We start from the raw sequence: 14,117 nt of genomic DNA, 5'->3' as shown, positions 1-14,117 counted from the left end.
CTCATTTATTTCACAATACGTGCATCTTTTAATGGCCAATATAACGTATTCGCTTTCCCAATTACTTGGTCCATCGAAATCGTTCCAATGGTACGACTATCTTTACTAAAACGACGATTGTCACCTAGTACAAATAATTGACCTTTTGGAACTGTTTTTTTACCTGTGATTTCTTCAAGTTTGAAATCATATGTAAGTGGTCCATCAGTAAGTTGTTTTTTCTGCTTGTCTAAATACGGTTCCTCATAAGGTTTTCCGTTAATATAGAGTTTATCATTACGATACTCAATCTCATCGCCTGGTAAGCCGATAACACGTTTAATATAATCTTTTTCCTCTGTCGCTCGGAATACAATGATATCAAAATGCTTCGGTTCTCCAATGTGATAGCCGATTTTATTAACAATCATTCGATCACGGTCATGTAGCGTCGGTGACATTGATACGCCATCTACAAGAATCGGCGCAAAGAAAAACTGCCTAATGACACCAGCCAACACAACAGCAATCAAAATTGCTTTTATCCATTCCCAAAGGGAACTCTTCTCTTTCTTCATGCATTTCCCCTCCACAATTTTGTAAGCTGTCCGTATTATATCAAAATTTCATATAGATTGGAAAAAGGGAGCTTGTGCATTTACAAGCTCCCATACATGTCTTATCGAATTTCTTTAATACGTGCTGCTTTACCGCGAAGGTTACGTAAGTAGTATAACTTAGCACGACGTACTTTACCACGGCGAAGTACTTCGATTTTCGCGATTCTTGGTGTGTGAATTGGGAATGTACGTTCAACACCTACACCGTAAGAAATCTTACGAACTGTGAACGTTTCACTAATTCCGCCACCACGACGTTTAATTACAACACCTTCAAAAAGCTGAATTCTCTCACGAGTACCCTCAACTACTTTTACGTGTACACGTAAAGTGTCACCAGGACGGAATGAAGGTAGGTCAGTTTTTAATTGGCCTTTTGTAATTTCTGCGATTAATTGTTGCATATTCAATTCTCTCCTTTAAACAGATGCTCTTATAAAGTCATTAATAAATTACAGCGGAACATCGTTAATACGGCTACTGCTTTCAGTAGCACAAATGTTATAATAGCACATTGCTAGGCCTGTTGCAATAGAAAATATATGCAGCTGTTATTGTTCTTCTTTAATCTGCTCAAGCCATTTTTCTTCTTGCTTTGACAACTCACGTTCTTCAAGTAAATCCGGTCTACGCGTATATGTGCGGCGCAATGATTCCTTATGACGCCATTCTTCAATATTCTTATGATTTCCTGACATGAGTACATCCGGTACCTTCATACCACGAAAATCGCCTGGACGTGTATAATGTGGATGTTCCAATAAGCCCGTACTAAAAGAATCTTCCACTTGTGAGTTTTGATTTCCAAGCACTCCTGGCAAAAGACGCACAACACTATCCGTAATAACCATAGATGCTAATTCTCCACCCGTTAACACATAATCACCAATAGAAATCTCATCTGTTACAAGATGTTCGCGAATCCGTTCATCATATCCTTCATAATGACCACACACAAAAATAACATGTTCTTCCCCAGCAAGCTCTTCTGCCTTTTTCTGGGTAAATCGTTCTCCTTGCGGGCACATTAATACAACTCTTGGTTTACATTCTGTTTCTTTCGTTAATTCTTCTACAGCATCAAAAATGGGTTGCGGAGTTAAAACCATACCTGCACCTCCGCCGTACGGATAATCATCCACACTGTTATGCTTACTTGTTGTATAGTCACGGAAATTTACAACCCTCAGCTTAACTGCTTCTTTTTCTTGCGCTTTTTTTAAAATTGAAGATCCAAATACACCAGTGAACATATCTGGAAATAATGTTAAAATATCAATTTTCATTATAGCAATCCTTCCATCACATGAATGGTTACTAGTTTATTTTCGATGTTAACTTGCAGTACAACATCATCAATATATGGAATTAAAAGATCTTGTCCTTTTGGACGTTTAATTACCCATACATCATTTGCACCAGGAGATAGAATTTCTTTTATCGTCCCTAACGCCTCTCCATCCTCTGTTACAACTTTACAACCAATAATTTCATGGTAATAATACTCACCTTCAGCAAGTTCACCTAATTGATCTTCTGGTACTTTTAATAGAGACCCTTTAAATTTCTCTACTTCATCCACGTTGTTATATCCTTCAAATGTCAATAAATCAAATGTTTTATGTTGACGATGAGAAGTGATTTTTACCGGAAGCGGTTCCGCTCCTTTATCGCTCCATATGTATAGTGTATTCCCTACCTGATATCGTTCTTCTGGAAAATCAGTACGAGAAATGACACGAATTTCTCCTCTAACACCATGAGTATTTACAATTTTTCCTACGTTAAACCATTTTGTCATAAACAGCATGTCACCCCTGTTTTCTATATAATTTAAGCATCTCCATTCCATATGTAGAACATGCAACTTCTCTTAAAATGTTAAAAAAGGGAGAGGAATAGATCCTCGCCCTTTTCATATTTATTGAATTTCCAGTGTAACTTTTTCATGATTATGATGTCCCACTGAATACAAGAGCATTCGAATTGCTTTCGCAACTCGCCCTTGCTTTCCAATGACTTTTCCAACATCCTTAGGATGTACGGTTAATCGATATTTTATCTCTCCGTTGCAAAGTTCCTGTGTAACCTTTACATCTTCAGGATGATCTACAAGAGGCTTGACGATCGTTACGATTAACCCTTTCATAGCCATTACCTCAATTACTTACCTTGTTTAGATAAGTGGAATTTCTCCATAATGCCTTGGCTAGAGAAAAGATTACGAACTGTATCAGATGGTTTCGCACCGTTTCCTAACCATTTTAATGCTGCTTCTTCGTTGATTTTCACTTCAGCTGGTTGAGCAACTGGATTGTAAGTACCGATTTCCTCGATGAAACGTCCGTCACGAGGAGAACGAGAATCTGCAACAACTACACGATAGAAAGGAGTCTTTTTAGCTCCCATACGTTTTAAACGAATTTTAACTGCCATTTATAAAGCACCTCCGAATTTATTTCACACAGATAATTATATTAGCAAAAAGACTATTGCTTTGTAAAGTATTTTTTCTTAACAGAGCCATCTTTTTTTCCTTACATAAATGGAAACTTCAATCCACCTAGTCCTTTTTTCTTACCTTTTTGCATGCCTGTCATCGTCTTCATCATTTTTTTCATATCTTCAAACTGTTTCAATAGACGATTGATTTCTTGTACGGTTGTACCGCTACCTTTGGCAATGCGTTTTTTACGACTAGCATTGATTATTTCCGGTTGTTCGCGTTCTACTTTTGTCATAGAACGGATAATAGCTTCAATATGCCCAATTTGCTTTTCATCAACTTGTGCATTTTTCAGCCCTTTGATTTTATTTGCACCTGGAAGCATCCCTAGCAATTCATCAAGCGGTCCAAGTTGACGCACTTGTCCAAGTTGCTCAAGGAAATCATCAAGTGTAAACGAAAGCGTACGCATTTTTTGCTCAAGTTCTTTTGCTTTTTCTTCATCAACTGTGGCTTGCGCCTTTTCAATTAATGTTAGAACGTCACCCATCCCTAAAATACGAGATGCCATACGTTCAGGATGGAATGCTTCAAGTGCATCTAACTTTTCGCCCATACCAGCAAATTTAATTGGTGTGTTTGTTACTGCTTTAATAGATAATGCTGCACCACCGCGCGTATCACCATCTAATTTTGTTAATACAACACCTGTTAAACCTAACTGTTCATGGAAGCTTTGTGCAACATTGACCGCATCTTGTCCTGTCATCGCATCGACAACCAGGAAAATTTCATCCGGCTTAGCAACTTCTTTTACTTTCGCTAATTCATCCATTAGTTCTTCATCAATATGCAGACGACCTGCTGTATCGATTAAAACATAATCATGATGATCTTCTTTTGCTTTTGCAATCGCTTGTTTTGCAATTTCAACAGGACTTACTTGATCTCCTAATGAGAATACAGGCATATCCAATTGCTTTCCTAGTGTTTCAAGCTGTTTAATCGCTGCTGGACGGTAAATATCAGCTGCAACAAGCATTGGTTTACGATTATGCTTTTTACGAAGCAAATTCGCAAGTTTACCTGTCGTTGTTGTTTTACCTGCTCCTTGAAGTCCAACCATCATAATAACAGTTGGAGGCTTATTAGCGACAGCAATTTTACTTTGCTCTCCACCCATAAGTTCTGTCAGTTCTTCCTGTACAACTTTAATTACTTGTTGTCCAGGTGTCAAACTCTTCATCACATCTTGTCCGACAGCACGCTCAGACACACGCTTTACAAAATCTTTTACTACTTTAAAGTTAACATCCGCTTCTAAAAGAGCTAGACGAACTTCTCTCATCATTTCTTTTACATCGGCTTCGGAAACTTTTCCTTTGCCGCGGATTTTTTGCATCGTCTGTTGAAGTCGGTCGGCTAATCCCTCAAATGCCATATTGCCGCCCTCCTAATCTAATTTTTCGATAGCTTCAACAACTTGTTTCATTTCTTCATTCACATGCTCTTCTTCGCCGATTAGCTGTTTTAGCTTTGCAACAAGTCGCTTTCGCTCTTGAAACTTTTGAAGTAATACTAATTTTTCTTCATATTCTTCAAGCATCGCTTCAGTCCGTTTAATGTTATCATACACTGCTTGGCGACTCACATCAAATTCTTCCGCAATTTCACCAAGAGATAAATCATCTAAATAATAAAGCGACATATAACTTCTTTGTTTTTGCGTTAACAACGATTGGTAAAAATCAAACAAATAATTCATTCTCGTTGTTTTTTCGAGCATGTTGGATCATCCTTTGTTAAGTGATTTCCCTTTACATGGATTAGTTTACATGGAGTCTAAAAGAGTGTCAAGTTTTTTTCTTAACATCCTATATTTTTTATAAAAAAGAAGCGATAACACCGCTTCTTCCACTTTATATTTCTTCTTTTTCTACTAAATTTGCAAATAAACCATACACATATTGTTCTGGATCAAATTGTTGTAAGTCGTCCATTTGTTCTCCAAGCCCAACAAATTTCACTGGTACGTCCATCTCATTACGAATTGCTAATACAATACCACCTTTAGCCGTTCCGTCTAATTTTGTTAAAACAATACCTGTAACATTTGTTGCTTCACGGAATGTTTTTGCTTGACTTAAACCATTTTGTCCAGTCGTTGCATCAATGACAAGCAACACTTCATGAGGAGCACCTGGAATTTCACGCTCAATGACACGTTTTACTTTTTCTAACTCTTTCATTAAGTTCACTTTATTTTGCAGGCGTCCTGCTGTATCACATAGCAAGACATCTGCTTTACGCGCTTTTGCAGCTTGAACTGCATCATACATAACAGCTGCTGGATCAGAACCAGATCCTTGTTTAATTACTTCCACACCAACACGCTCTCCCCATACTTCTAGCTGTTCAATCGCTCCTGCACGGAACGTATCTCCTGCTGCTAATAGGACAGACTTGCCTTCTGATTTAAACTTATGAGCCATTTTACCAATTGTTGTCGTTTTCCCAACACCATTAACACCAACAAATAAAATAACCGTTAATTGATCTTGTTGCATATTCAGTTCATTACTGAAGTCCTTATCACCTTTGTAAATCCCTACTAATTTTTCAGAAATAACAGCTTGTACTTCTTTTGGATCTTGAATATTACGACGTTGTACTTCTTCCTTCAGCTGATCGATAAGCTCCATTACAGTTGTAATACCAACATCTGCACCAATTAAAATCTCTTCTAATTCTTCAAAGAAATCCTCATCAACTTTACGATAACGATATACTAGATCATTTACTTTATCCGCAAATGAATTTCTTGTTTTTTCTAATCCTTGCTTAAATTTTTCAGTTACAGTATCTGTTTGCTTTGAAATCTTTTCTTTTAATTTTTTAAAGAAACTCATTCTTCTCATCCTTCCTATTCACTTGTAACAAGTTCTTCTTCCCCGTCACCTAAACGAACGGAAACAAGCTTAGAAACACCTGATTCTTGCATTGTCACCCCGTACAGTACATCCGATTCTTCCATCGTACCTTTTCGATGTGTAATAACAATAAACTGCGTTTCATCACTAAACTTTTTCAAATACTGCGCAAAACGAGCTACATTTGCTTCATCAAGCGCCGCTTCAACCTCATCTAGTACACAGAACGGAACAGGTCGCACTTTTAAAATACCAAATAGCAGTGCAATTGCGGTTAAAGCACGTTCTCCACCTGAAAGCAAACCTAGATTTTGTAGTTTCTTACCTGGTGGCTGCGCAACAATATCAATGCCCGTATTTAATAAATCTTCCGGATTTGTCATCACTAAGTCTGCTCTTCCCCCGCCGAACAACTCACAGAAAACGGATTGAAATTCCATACGAATTGCTTGGAATGTAGTAGAGAAACGTTTTTTCATTTCCTCATCCATTTCCATAATAACTTGGTGCAATGTCGCTTTTGCTTCCTCTAAATCGTCTCGCTGTTCTAACAAGAACTCATGTCGTTCCGCTACACGTTCGTACTCCTCAATCGCCCCTAAGTTTACGGTTCCGAGTTCCTCAATAGATACTTTAATTAATTTCACCTTTTTACGCGCATCCTCTGCAGGCATCGTCATTGTATATTTCAGTTTTGCTGCTTCAAATGAAATCGTATACGTTTCGCGTAAATGTTGCAATCTATTTTCTAATTCAACATCGAGACGATTGATTTTCACTTCTTGATCTTTTAAGACCTCAAGAACATATTTATGTCGTCCTTTCGTCTCTTTTACTTCACGCTCTATATGTTCTACCCGTTCTTGAAGAGTCAGACGTTGCTCACGACGAGAACTAATTAATTCCGATGTTTGATTTCGATCGTGTGCTTTCTTTTCAATCATATTCGTAATTTGCTCTTCACCGCTTGAATTGGATGTCATTTCTTGCTTTAAGAACGCTAAATCTTCTTTTGTTTTTACCAATGTTCGCTCTGTTTCTTCTTGTTCTTTCGTTAAACGAGCTACTTTCTCTTTTTGATTAGACAAACGTTGCTGCTGTTCTGCCGCTTGTACTTTTAGCTCCGTCATCTCTGTCTGAACTTTTTCTCTTGAAGAATGCTGCTCACTTTTTTGCTTGGTTAAAGCAATAATTCTTTCATCAAGCTCTGTGATATCTTTTTGAAGCTCTGCTAAAATTCCATCCAACTCTTGTTTTCGCCCTTGCATTTTCACTTGATCTTGTAAAAATCCTTCTATTTCTAAATCATAGATGGATAAACGGTCATTAATGCGATGCTCTTCTAGCTCTAGTTGATTAATTTCTTCTTTTAATTTTTGTTCAACGACACGCTCTTGTTCCGCATCGTGACGTAATTCTTTTATCTTAACTTCTTTTTCTTGAATTTCTTGTTTTAACGCTTTAACGAAGTTTTCTAACTTAGAAGTTTTTTCTTCCATTTCAGCAAGTTTCTTGCTCCACTCTTCTAATTCTCGCTGGCGTCCTAATAAGGATGATTTAGCTTGCTTCACAGCTCCACCAGTCATAGAACCGCCTGGATTCACAACATCACCTTCAACCGTTACAATACGGTAACGATATTGCAATTGCTTTGCTAGTTCATTCGCACCTCTTAAATCTTTAGCAACAATGACTGTTCCTAATAAATTTGAAATTATGTTTTCATATCTATTATCGTAATGCACGAGTTCCGCTGCCACACCTACAAACGCTTGATGTTGCTTTACCATGCGTAGTTGTTCAATTGATAACGATCTTCCTTTAACAACTGCCTGCGGTAAAAACGTTGCACGCCCATGGCGATTTTGCTTCAAAAAGGCAATTGCCTTGCGGGCATGCTCTTCCGTTTGAACAACAACGTGTTGCATCGCTGCGCCCAGTGCAATCTCCATAGCAACTTCATATTCTTTCGGTACCGTAAGTAGTTCAGCTACCGCACCTTCAATACCTTGAAGCTTGTTTTCACGAGCTTTTAATACTTCACGCACTCCCTGATAGAATCCAGAGTAATCTTCTTGCATCTCTTCTAGCATTTCTTTTCGAGAACGAGCTTGTTGAACAAATTGATATGCTTGATACAATTTTGTTTCATTTTCACTATATTGCGCCTTACATTTTCCAAGTGCCGATTCTGTTTTTTGTATATTTGTAATAACACTTGTAACTTTCTCTTTTACTTGTTCATAACCCTCTACAAGTTTTGCCTTTTTAGCTGTAATTTGCAGGCGCATTTGTACATACTTTTCATTTTCTTCATCAAGGCGTTGATTTTTAGAATTTTGTTGTTTGAATTGTTCCTCAAGCATAGATAGTTCATTACGGTTACTTGCTTGTTGATTTAACAATTCAATATAATCACCTTTTAAATGTTCAATTTGCTCTTCCAGGTCTTCCACATATGTAGAAAGAAGTTTCTCATTTTCATGTAGCTTCTGTTCTAACTCTTTTACCTGATTCGCAAATTTCATAAGTTCTTCTGTACTTGTTTCTATTTCTCCATCGTAAATCTTAGCTTTCTCTGTCAACTCAATAATTAATTGCTCAAGCTGCGCGCAATGCGTTGTTGCATTTTGCTTTCGTTCCTTTAATAATTCACGTTGACCTTCTAATTTTTCTAACTCTTTACTAGAAAGAAGGAGAACTTCTTGCAAGGAATCTACAGATTCATCAATCGCTTGCAATTGTCCGCGCAATTCCTCGAGCTCTGTTTCACTTTTTTGTAAATGCGTTGACATTTTTACTTCTTCATCTTTATTATGTCCAAACTGCTTTCTAAGCGCTTCCCATTTTTCATGTAATTCTTCAATCTCATATACAATAAGAGCGGCTTCAACTTTTTCTAATTCTTCTTTTTTCTCAAGATAATCTTTCGCAATAGAAGCTTGTCGTTCAAGCGGTTCTACTTGACTACTTAATTCGTGAATAATATCTTGCACACGATTTAAATTTTCTTGTGTTTCTCCTAATTTCCCTTCAGCTTTCTTTTTACGAAGCTTATATTTTAATACGCCTGCCGCTTCTTCAAACACACCACGACGTTCTTCAGATTTACTGCTCAAAATTTCTTCTACTTTCCCTTGGCTAATAATCGAGAAAGCTTCTCGTCCCATACCAGAATCCATAAATAAATCAACAATATCTTTTAGTCGACAAGATTGCTTGTTAATAAAAAAATCACTATCTCCCGAGCGAGTAACACGACGTGTAACACTCACCTCATTATACTCAATTGGTAAACGCTGATCTTCATTATTTAATGTTAATGTTACCTCTGCAACATTAACTGCTTTTCGTGTATCGCTTCCCGCAAAAATAATATCCTCCATTTTTGCACCGCGTAATGATTTTGCAGATTGTTCACCAAGCACCCAGCGAATTGCATCTGTAATATTACTCTTTCCGCTTCCATTGGGACCAACTACAGAGGTTACACCTGGGACGAAATCAACAGATACACGCTCCGCAAAGGATTTAAATCCTACTATTTCTAATCTCTTTAAAAACACGAAAGGCCTTCCCCCTATTCTCCGTTTCCATGGTTTATGTCTGTAAAACCAAGCTACTGTACGGATTCATATTTATTTTTTATATCGAAATAAATATAAAGTTTTATTCTATGCACAAGGAATCCCCCTCATTTAAAGGGGGATTCCTTATGATTGTTCTTTTAACGTTTTCAACGCCTCTGCAGCAGCTTGTTGTTCTGCTTCTTTTTTCGACTTGCCGCTACCAAGACCAAGAGCTACGCCATTTAATGTCACACGTGACACAAATTCTCGATTGTGAGCAGGTCCTTTTTCTTGCAAAATTTGGTACTCAATATTACCGCTACCATCACGTTGAATTAATTCTTGTAATTGACTCTTATAATCCATCACATGAGAAAAAGCACCTTCATTAATTTTCGGATATACAATTTCTTTTAAGAATTCCCAAACTGTATCCAATCCTTGATCAAGGTAAAGGGCACCAATAAACGCTTCAAAGACATCCGCTAATAAAGCTGGTCGTTCACGTCCGCCTGTCATTTCTTCACCTTTTCCTAATAGAACGAGATTACCAAATGACATTTCATTCGCAAAACGGACAAGAGATGGTTCACACACAACAGCTGCACGCAACTTTGTTAATTCTCCTTCGCTCATTGTCGGATATTTTTGAAACAAATACTGTGATACAGTTAGTTCTAATACAGCATCTCCGAGAAATTCAAGACGTTCATTGTCTTCATGTGGCTTTTTTCGATGCTCATTCACATACGATGAATGCGTAAATGCTTGAATCAATAATTTTTCGTCTGTAAACGTAATACCTATTTTTTGTTGGAACGTTTTAAAAGCTTCACGATATTTTGTTTCGTATTTCTTTTCTCTATATTTTCGGTACGGCATAGGTCCCTCCAGATATAAGCCGAGAAAGCCCCGCTATAAAACGGGACTTCGCTCAAACATTATAGATGACTCTCTATGTAAGTCACAGCATCGCCAACAGTAGCAATTTTCTCTGCATCTTCATCAGAAATTTCCATTTCAAACTCATCTTCTAATTGCATTACAAGTTCAACTACATCTAGGGAGTCTGCACCTAAATCTTCTTTAAAGCTTGCAGCTGGTACTACTTCTGTTTCTTCTACTCCTAAACGATCCACGATGATTTTCGTTACACGCTCTAAAACATCTGCCATAATTCATTCACCTCCCCTCAAATATTATATTAAATATTTCACAAAAAAACTAGGTGAAATCTTTTCTTTTATTACATTACCATACCGCCATCAACATGTAGTGTTTGTCCTGTAATATATTTGCTGTGATCAGCAGCAAAAAATGTAACAGCATTCGCAATATCTTGCGCTTCTCCAAACTTAGCAGCAGGTATTAATTTTAGCATTTCCTCTTTTACGTTTTCGCCTAATATATCTGTCATATCAGTAGCGATAAACCCTGGAGCAATTGCATTAACTGTTATATTGCGACTAGCTAATTCTTTCGCAGAAGTCTTAGTCAATCCAATTACTCCCGCTTTTGCTGCAACGTAATTCGCTTGACCAGGATTTCCTGTAACACCGACAACAGAAGCGATATTGATAATGCGACCATGGCGCTGACGCATCATATAACGAGATACTGCTTTTGTACATAAGAATACACCTTTTAAGTTTGTATCAATAACTGTATCCCATTCTTCTTCTTTCATACGCATTAATAAATTGTCTCTTGTTACTCCGGCATTATTCACAAGAATATCAACTTGTCCAAATGTATCTACAGTTTGCTTTACCAGGCTTGTAACTTCTTCAGTATTAGCAACATCCGCTCTTACTGCGATTGCTTCTGAACCAAGTTTTTTTATTTCATCAACTACTTCGTTTGCTTTCTGCTCATTACCAGCATAGTTTACTACAACCGATGCTCCTTGCTTTGCTAAATCAATTGCAATTGCACGACCAATCCCGCGTGATGCACCTGTTACTAACGCTACTTTCCCTTTTAACATCCGCTTTCTCCTCTCAAACTTGAAATGGTATCTTTCAATGTCTCTTCATCATATATCGCATATACCTTCGCAGATGGAGCAATTGATTTCATAAGACCAGCAAGAACTTTCCCAGGACCGATTTCAATAAATGTATCTACCCCTTGTTCTACCATTTGTTCAATAGATGGGTACCATAACACAGGTGAATAGAGCTGTTCAATTAGCTTTTCTTGAATATCTTCACTACGACTTACGCAATTTGCCGTAACGTTCGCAACAACTGGAATGTTCGCATCTTGAATTGTAATTTCGTTTAGAACACTTTGAAACTTCTCAGCTGCCGGCTTCATTAATGAAGAGTGGAATGGACCACTCACACGAAGTGGGATTGCTCGTTTCGCACCATTTTCCTTCACTTTTTGAGAAGCGAGTTCTACTCCTCGTTTCGTTCCAGAAATAACAATTTGCTTCGTGCTATTCATATTAGCAATTTGCACAGCATGACCTTCACTCGTCACTTCTTCTGTAACTTGTTTCAGAACATCTGGGTCTGCTCCTAAAATAGCAGCCATTGCACCTTCTCCACTCGGCACAGCTTCTTCCATATATTCGCCACGTTTTCTCACAGCGTAAACAGCATCTTCAAATGTTAATGCTCCCGCTGCCACAAGTGCGCTATACTCACCTAAACTATGTCCTGCAACATAATCGGGCGTAATATCATATTGTTTCAAAGCTGTTAAGATTGCAATACTTGTCGTCAATAGTGCTGGCTGCGCATTTGTCGTTAATGTTAACTTTTCCTGAGGTCCTTCAAAAATCAACGATGAAAGAGACTCTTGTAAAACTTCATCTGCTTTTTGAAATATTCTTGCAACCTCTTTATTATTCCCTGCTAATTGCTGTCCCATTCCAACTGCCTGTGAACCTTGGCCCGGAAAAAGAAATGCCAGTTTTCCCATTTCAAATCCTCCTCTTATTGAAGCGGCTCTTTCTCCATTACACTTGAAATTGTAGGAATTACTTCTTTCGCTACCATTTCTCTCGTTTGACGAATCGCACTAAAAATCGATTGATCATTAGAAGATCCATGAGCCTTAATGACAGGCGCTTTTAATCCAAATAAAGCCGCTCCGCCATACTCCGAATAATCCATTTTATCTTTTAATACCATCAGCTTCGGTTTTAATACCGCTGCCGCTAATTTACTTGTGAACGAACTCATTAATTGTTCTTTTAACATAGAAAATAATGCAAGTGCAGTTCCTTCTAATGATTTTAATGCAACATTACCAGTAAAACCATCACATACAACTACATCGGCTACACCTTGTAATAAATCCCTTGATTCAACGTTTCCTACAAAATTAATTGGTGCATCTTTTAGCATGGAAAATACTTGTTTTGAAAGATCATTTCCTTTCCCATCTTCCGTACCAACATTTAAAAGTCCGACGCGTGGATTTTGAATCCCTCTTACCTTCTCAGCGTAAACAGACCCCATAACCGCGTATTGATATAAATGGATCGGTTTTGCATCAACATTTGCTCCAACATCTAGCATCACAAAACCTTCGCCATCCACAGTTGGCATTGTAGGGGATAAAGCTGGTCGTTCAATCCCTTCCATTCGACCTACAACAAATAATCCAGCCGCCATCAAAGCTCCTGTACTACCCGCTGATATACAAGCATCTGCTATACCATCTTTTACTTGCTGTGCTGCGAGCACCATTGAAGCTTGCTTTTTACGGCGAACAGCTCTTACCGGCTCGTCTGTTGCTTCAATCATTTCGTCTGTATGAAGGATTGTAATACGTTCTTCATTTGTTAAATATTGACGAATTCCCTCTTCTTTTCCTACTAATGTTATATGTAAATCTGAATATTCCTTAATAGCTTTCATTGCTCCTAATACAACTGCTTTTGGAGCGTGATCGCCACCCATTGCATCTATTACGATTTTCATAAATTGTTACCTTCCTCACTATAGTTACTAGATCGATACATTTCAAAAGTGCCTGTAATAACAAGTTCTTCTCCAACAAAGCTACGCACTTTGACAACCGTCCGTCCTTTATCATTCTCCACATCCTCAACGCGTGCTTTTGCAACAACGCGTTCTCCTAATTTTACAGGACGAATGTATCGAATGGTAGACTTTGCAGTTAAAGCTAGTTCTTCATCAATAACTGCAACAGCTAGTGAGTTTGCTTGAGCAAACAAATGATGCCCACGTGCAATTTGATTTCTTTTAAATACATGCTCCATCTTTACTTCAAAGATAGAAATTGCATGTCTATCTAATTCTATATCAATTATTTCCCCTACCACTTCTTCTAACGGTAAAGATTTCACATCTTCTTCATGTTGCCGTGTTGCTACATATTTAATTCGCTCTCTTAGCTCTGGAATAGATAATTCCATTCGATCAAGACGAACCGTTTGTATACTTACTTGAAATTGCTCTGCTAATTCTTCATCCGTGATGAAAGGATTTGTTTCTATTGTTTGTTGTAATAATGCTTGTCTTTCTTTCTTACTTCTTCTTTTTTTCATACCGCACCATCCATTTTTATGACTAGGTACTAACAGTAGTATATA

At 37.7% G+C, this 14,117-nt stretch carries 16 protein-coding genes; all 16 read right to left on the bottom strand.

Annotation, left to right across the window (positions count from 1 at the left end):
* Positions 1-5: 5 nt before the first annotated feature.
* Positions 6-557, bottom strand: coding sequence for a signal peptidase I (lepB, locus tag CN288_RS04285; protein ID WP_026590310.1), 552 nt, complete (start codon positions 555-557; stop codon positions 6-8).
* Positions 558-658: 101 nt separating this feature from the next.
* Entirely contained in the window at positions 659-1,003 is a 345-nt protein-coding gene (gene rplS / locus CN288_RS04280) for a 50S ribosomal protein L19 (RefSeq protein ID WP_017151244.1), read from the bottom strand.
* Between the two features lie 147 nt (positions 1,004-1,150).
* Positions 1,151-1,885: a tRNA (guanosine(37)-N1)-methyltransferase TrmD gene (gene trmD, locus CN288_RS04275; protein ID WP_026590309.1), complete on the bottom strand. Its 735-nt coding sequence runs from the start codon at positions 1,883-1,885 to the stop codon at positions 1,151-1,153.
* Positions 1,885-2,400, bottom strand: a complete 516-nt coding sequence (gene rimM, locus CN288_RS04270; protein ID WP_026590308.1) for a ribosome maturation factor RimM — start codon at positions 2,398-2,400, stop codon at positions 1,885-1,887. Before rimM ends, trmD begins: the two co-directional genes overlap by 1 nt.
* 120 nt (positions 2,401-2,520) lie before the next feature.
* On the bottom strand, positions 2,521-2,748 hold the full coding sequence (locus tag CN288_RS04265; RefSeq protein WP_026590307.1) for a KH domain-containing protein: 228 nt from the start codon (positions 2,746-2,748) through the stop codon (positions 2,521-2,523).
* Between the two features lie 14 nt (positions 2,749-2,762).
* On the bottom strand, positions 2,763-3,035 hold the full coding sequence (rpsP, locus tag CN288_RS04260; RefSeq protein WP_026590306.1) for a 30S ribosomal protein S16: 273 nt from the start codon (positions 3,033-3,035) through the stop codon (positions 2,763-2,765).
* Positions 3,036-3,136: 101 nt separating this feature from the next.
* A complete protein-coding gene (ffh, locus tag CN288_RS04255; RefSeq protein ID WP_026590305.1) occupies positions 3,137-4,486 on the bottom strand; it encodes a signal recognition particle protein in 1,350 nt (449 codons plus the stop codon).
* Positions 4,487-4,498: 12 nt separating this feature from the next.
* Positions 4,499-4,831, bottom strand: coding sequence for a putative DNA-binding protein (locus CN288_RS04250; protein ID WP_026590304.1), 333 nt, complete (start codon positions 4,829-4,831; stop codon positions 4,499-4,501).
* A 133-nt stretch (positions 4,832-4,964) separates the two neighbouring features.
* On the bottom strand, positions 4,965-5,954 hold the full coding sequence (ftsY, locus tag CN288_RS04245; RefSeq protein WP_090687111.1) for a signal recognition particle-docking protein FtsY: 990 nt from the start codon (positions 5,952-5,954) through the stop codon (positions 4,965-4,967).
* A 14-nt stretch (positions 5,955-5,968) separates the two neighbouring features.
* Positions 5,969-9,541, bottom strand: a complete 3,573-nt coding sequence (smc, locus tag CN288_RS04240; RefSeq protein ID WP_026590302.1) for a chromosome segregation protein SMC — start codon at positions 9,539-9,541, stop codon at positions 5,969-5,971.
* 147 nt (positions 9,542-9,688) lie between these two features.
* Complete coding sequence (rncS, locus tag CN288_RS04235; protein WP_026590301.1) at positions 9,689-10,426, bottom strand: ribonuclease III; 738 nt, start codon at positions 10,424-10,426, stop codon at positions 9,689-9,691.
* Positions 10,427-10,485: 59 nt separating this feature from the next.
* Complete coding sequence (gene acpP / locus CN288_RS04230; protein ID WP_000786062.1) at positions 10,486-10,719, bottom strand: acyl carrier protein; 234 nt, start codon at positions 10,717-10,719, stop codon at positions 10,486-10,488.
* A gap of 71 nt (positions 10,720-10,790) precedes the next feature.
* Positions 10,791-11,531 (bottom strand): 3-oxoacyl-[acyl-carrier-protein] reductase, encoded by a 741-nt coding sequence (fabG, locus tag CN288_RS04225; RefSeq protein ID WP_026590300.1) that lies wholly within the window; start codon positions 11,529-11,531, stop codon positions 10,791-10,793.
* Positions 11,525-12,475: an ACP S-malonyltransferase gene (gene fabD / locus CN288_RS04220; RefSeq protein WP_026590299.1), complete on the bottom strand. Its 951-nt coding sequence runs from the start codon at positions 12,473-12,475 to the stop codon at positions 11,525-11,527. The genes fabG and fabD overlap by 7 nt, the downstream gene beginning before the upstream one ends.
* Before the next feature lie 14 nt (positions 12,476-12,489).
* Entirely contained in the window at positions 12,490-13,482 is a 993-nt protein-coding gene (gene plsX / locus CN288_RS04215; RefSeq protein ID WP_026590298.1) for a phosphate acyltransferase PlsX, read from the bottom strand.
* Positions 13,479-14,072, bottom strand: a complete 594-nt coding sequence (gene fapR / locus CN288_RS04210; RefSeq protein WP_026590297.1) for a transcription factor FapR — start codon at positions 14,070-14,072, stop codon at positions 13,479-13,481. Before fapR ends, plsX begins: the two co-directional genes overlap by 4 nt.
* Positions 14,073-14,117: the final 45 nt, after the last annotated feature.

Origin of the sequence: Bacillus sp. AFS023182 (assembly GCF_002560575.1) — a bacterium.
Lineage (GTDB): Bacteria > Bacillota > Bacilli > Bacillales > Bacillaceae_G > Bacillus_A > Bacillus_A arachidis.
This window is presented reverse-complemented; position numbering and strand designations above follow the sequence as displayed.

Coding starts and splice junctions, on each gene's coding strand:
- CN288_RS04265 (WP_026590307.1), bottom strand. CDS start 2,748: ATGAAAGGGTTAATCGTAACGATCGTCAAGCCTCTTGTAGATCATCCT.
- fabG (WP_026590300.1), bottom strand. CDS start 11,531: ATGTTAAAAGGGAAAGTAGCGTTAGTAACAGGTGCATCACGCGGGATT.
- CN288_RS04250 (WP_026590304.1), bottom strand. CDS start 4,831: ATGCTCGAAAAAACAACGAGAATGAATTATTTGTTTGATTTTTACCAA.
- lepB (WP_026590310.1), bottom strand. CDS start 557: ATGAAGAAAGAGAAGAGTTCCCTTTGGGAATGGATAAAAGCAATTTTG.
- acpP (WP_000786062.1), bottom strand. CDS start 10,719: ATGGCAGATGTTTTAGAGCGTGTAACGAAAATCATCGTGGATCGTTTA.
- rplS (WP_017151244.1), bottom strand. CDS start 1,003: ATGCAACAATTAATCGCAGAAATTACAAAAGGCCAATTAAAAACTGAC.
- fapR (WP_026590297.1), bottom strand. CDS start 14,072: ATGAAAAAAAGAAGAAGTAAGAAAGAAAGACAAGCATTATTACAACAA.
- ftsY (WP_090687111.1), bottom strand. CDS start 5,954: ATGAGTTTCTTTAAAAAATTAAAAGAAAAGATTTCAAAGCAAACAGAT.
- trmD (WP_026590309.1), bottom strand. CDS start 1,885: ATGAAAATTGATATTTTAACATTATTTCCAGATATGTTCACTGGTGTA.
- ffh (WP_026590305.1), bottom strand. CDS start 4,486: ATGGCATTTGAGGGATTAGCCGACCGACTTCAACAGACGATGCAAAAA.
- rncS (WP_026590301.1), bottom strand. CDS start 10,426: ATGCCGTACCGAAAATATAGAGAAAAGAAATACGAAACAAAATATCGT.
- fabD (WP_026590299.1), bottom strand. CDS start 12,475: ATGGGAAAACTGGCATTTCTTTTTCCGGGCCAAGGTTCACAGGCAGTT.
- rimM (WP_026590308.1), bottom strand. CDS start 2,400: ATGACAAAATGGTTTAACGTAGGAAAAATTGTAAATACTCATGGTGTT.
- rpsP (WP_026590306.1), bottom strand. CDS start 3,035: ATGGCAGTTAAAATTCGTTTAAAACGTATGGGAGCTAAAAAGACTCCT.
- plsX (WP_026590298.1), bottom strand. CDS start 13,482: ATGAAAATCGTAATAGATGCAATGGGTGGCGATCACGCTCCAAAAGCA.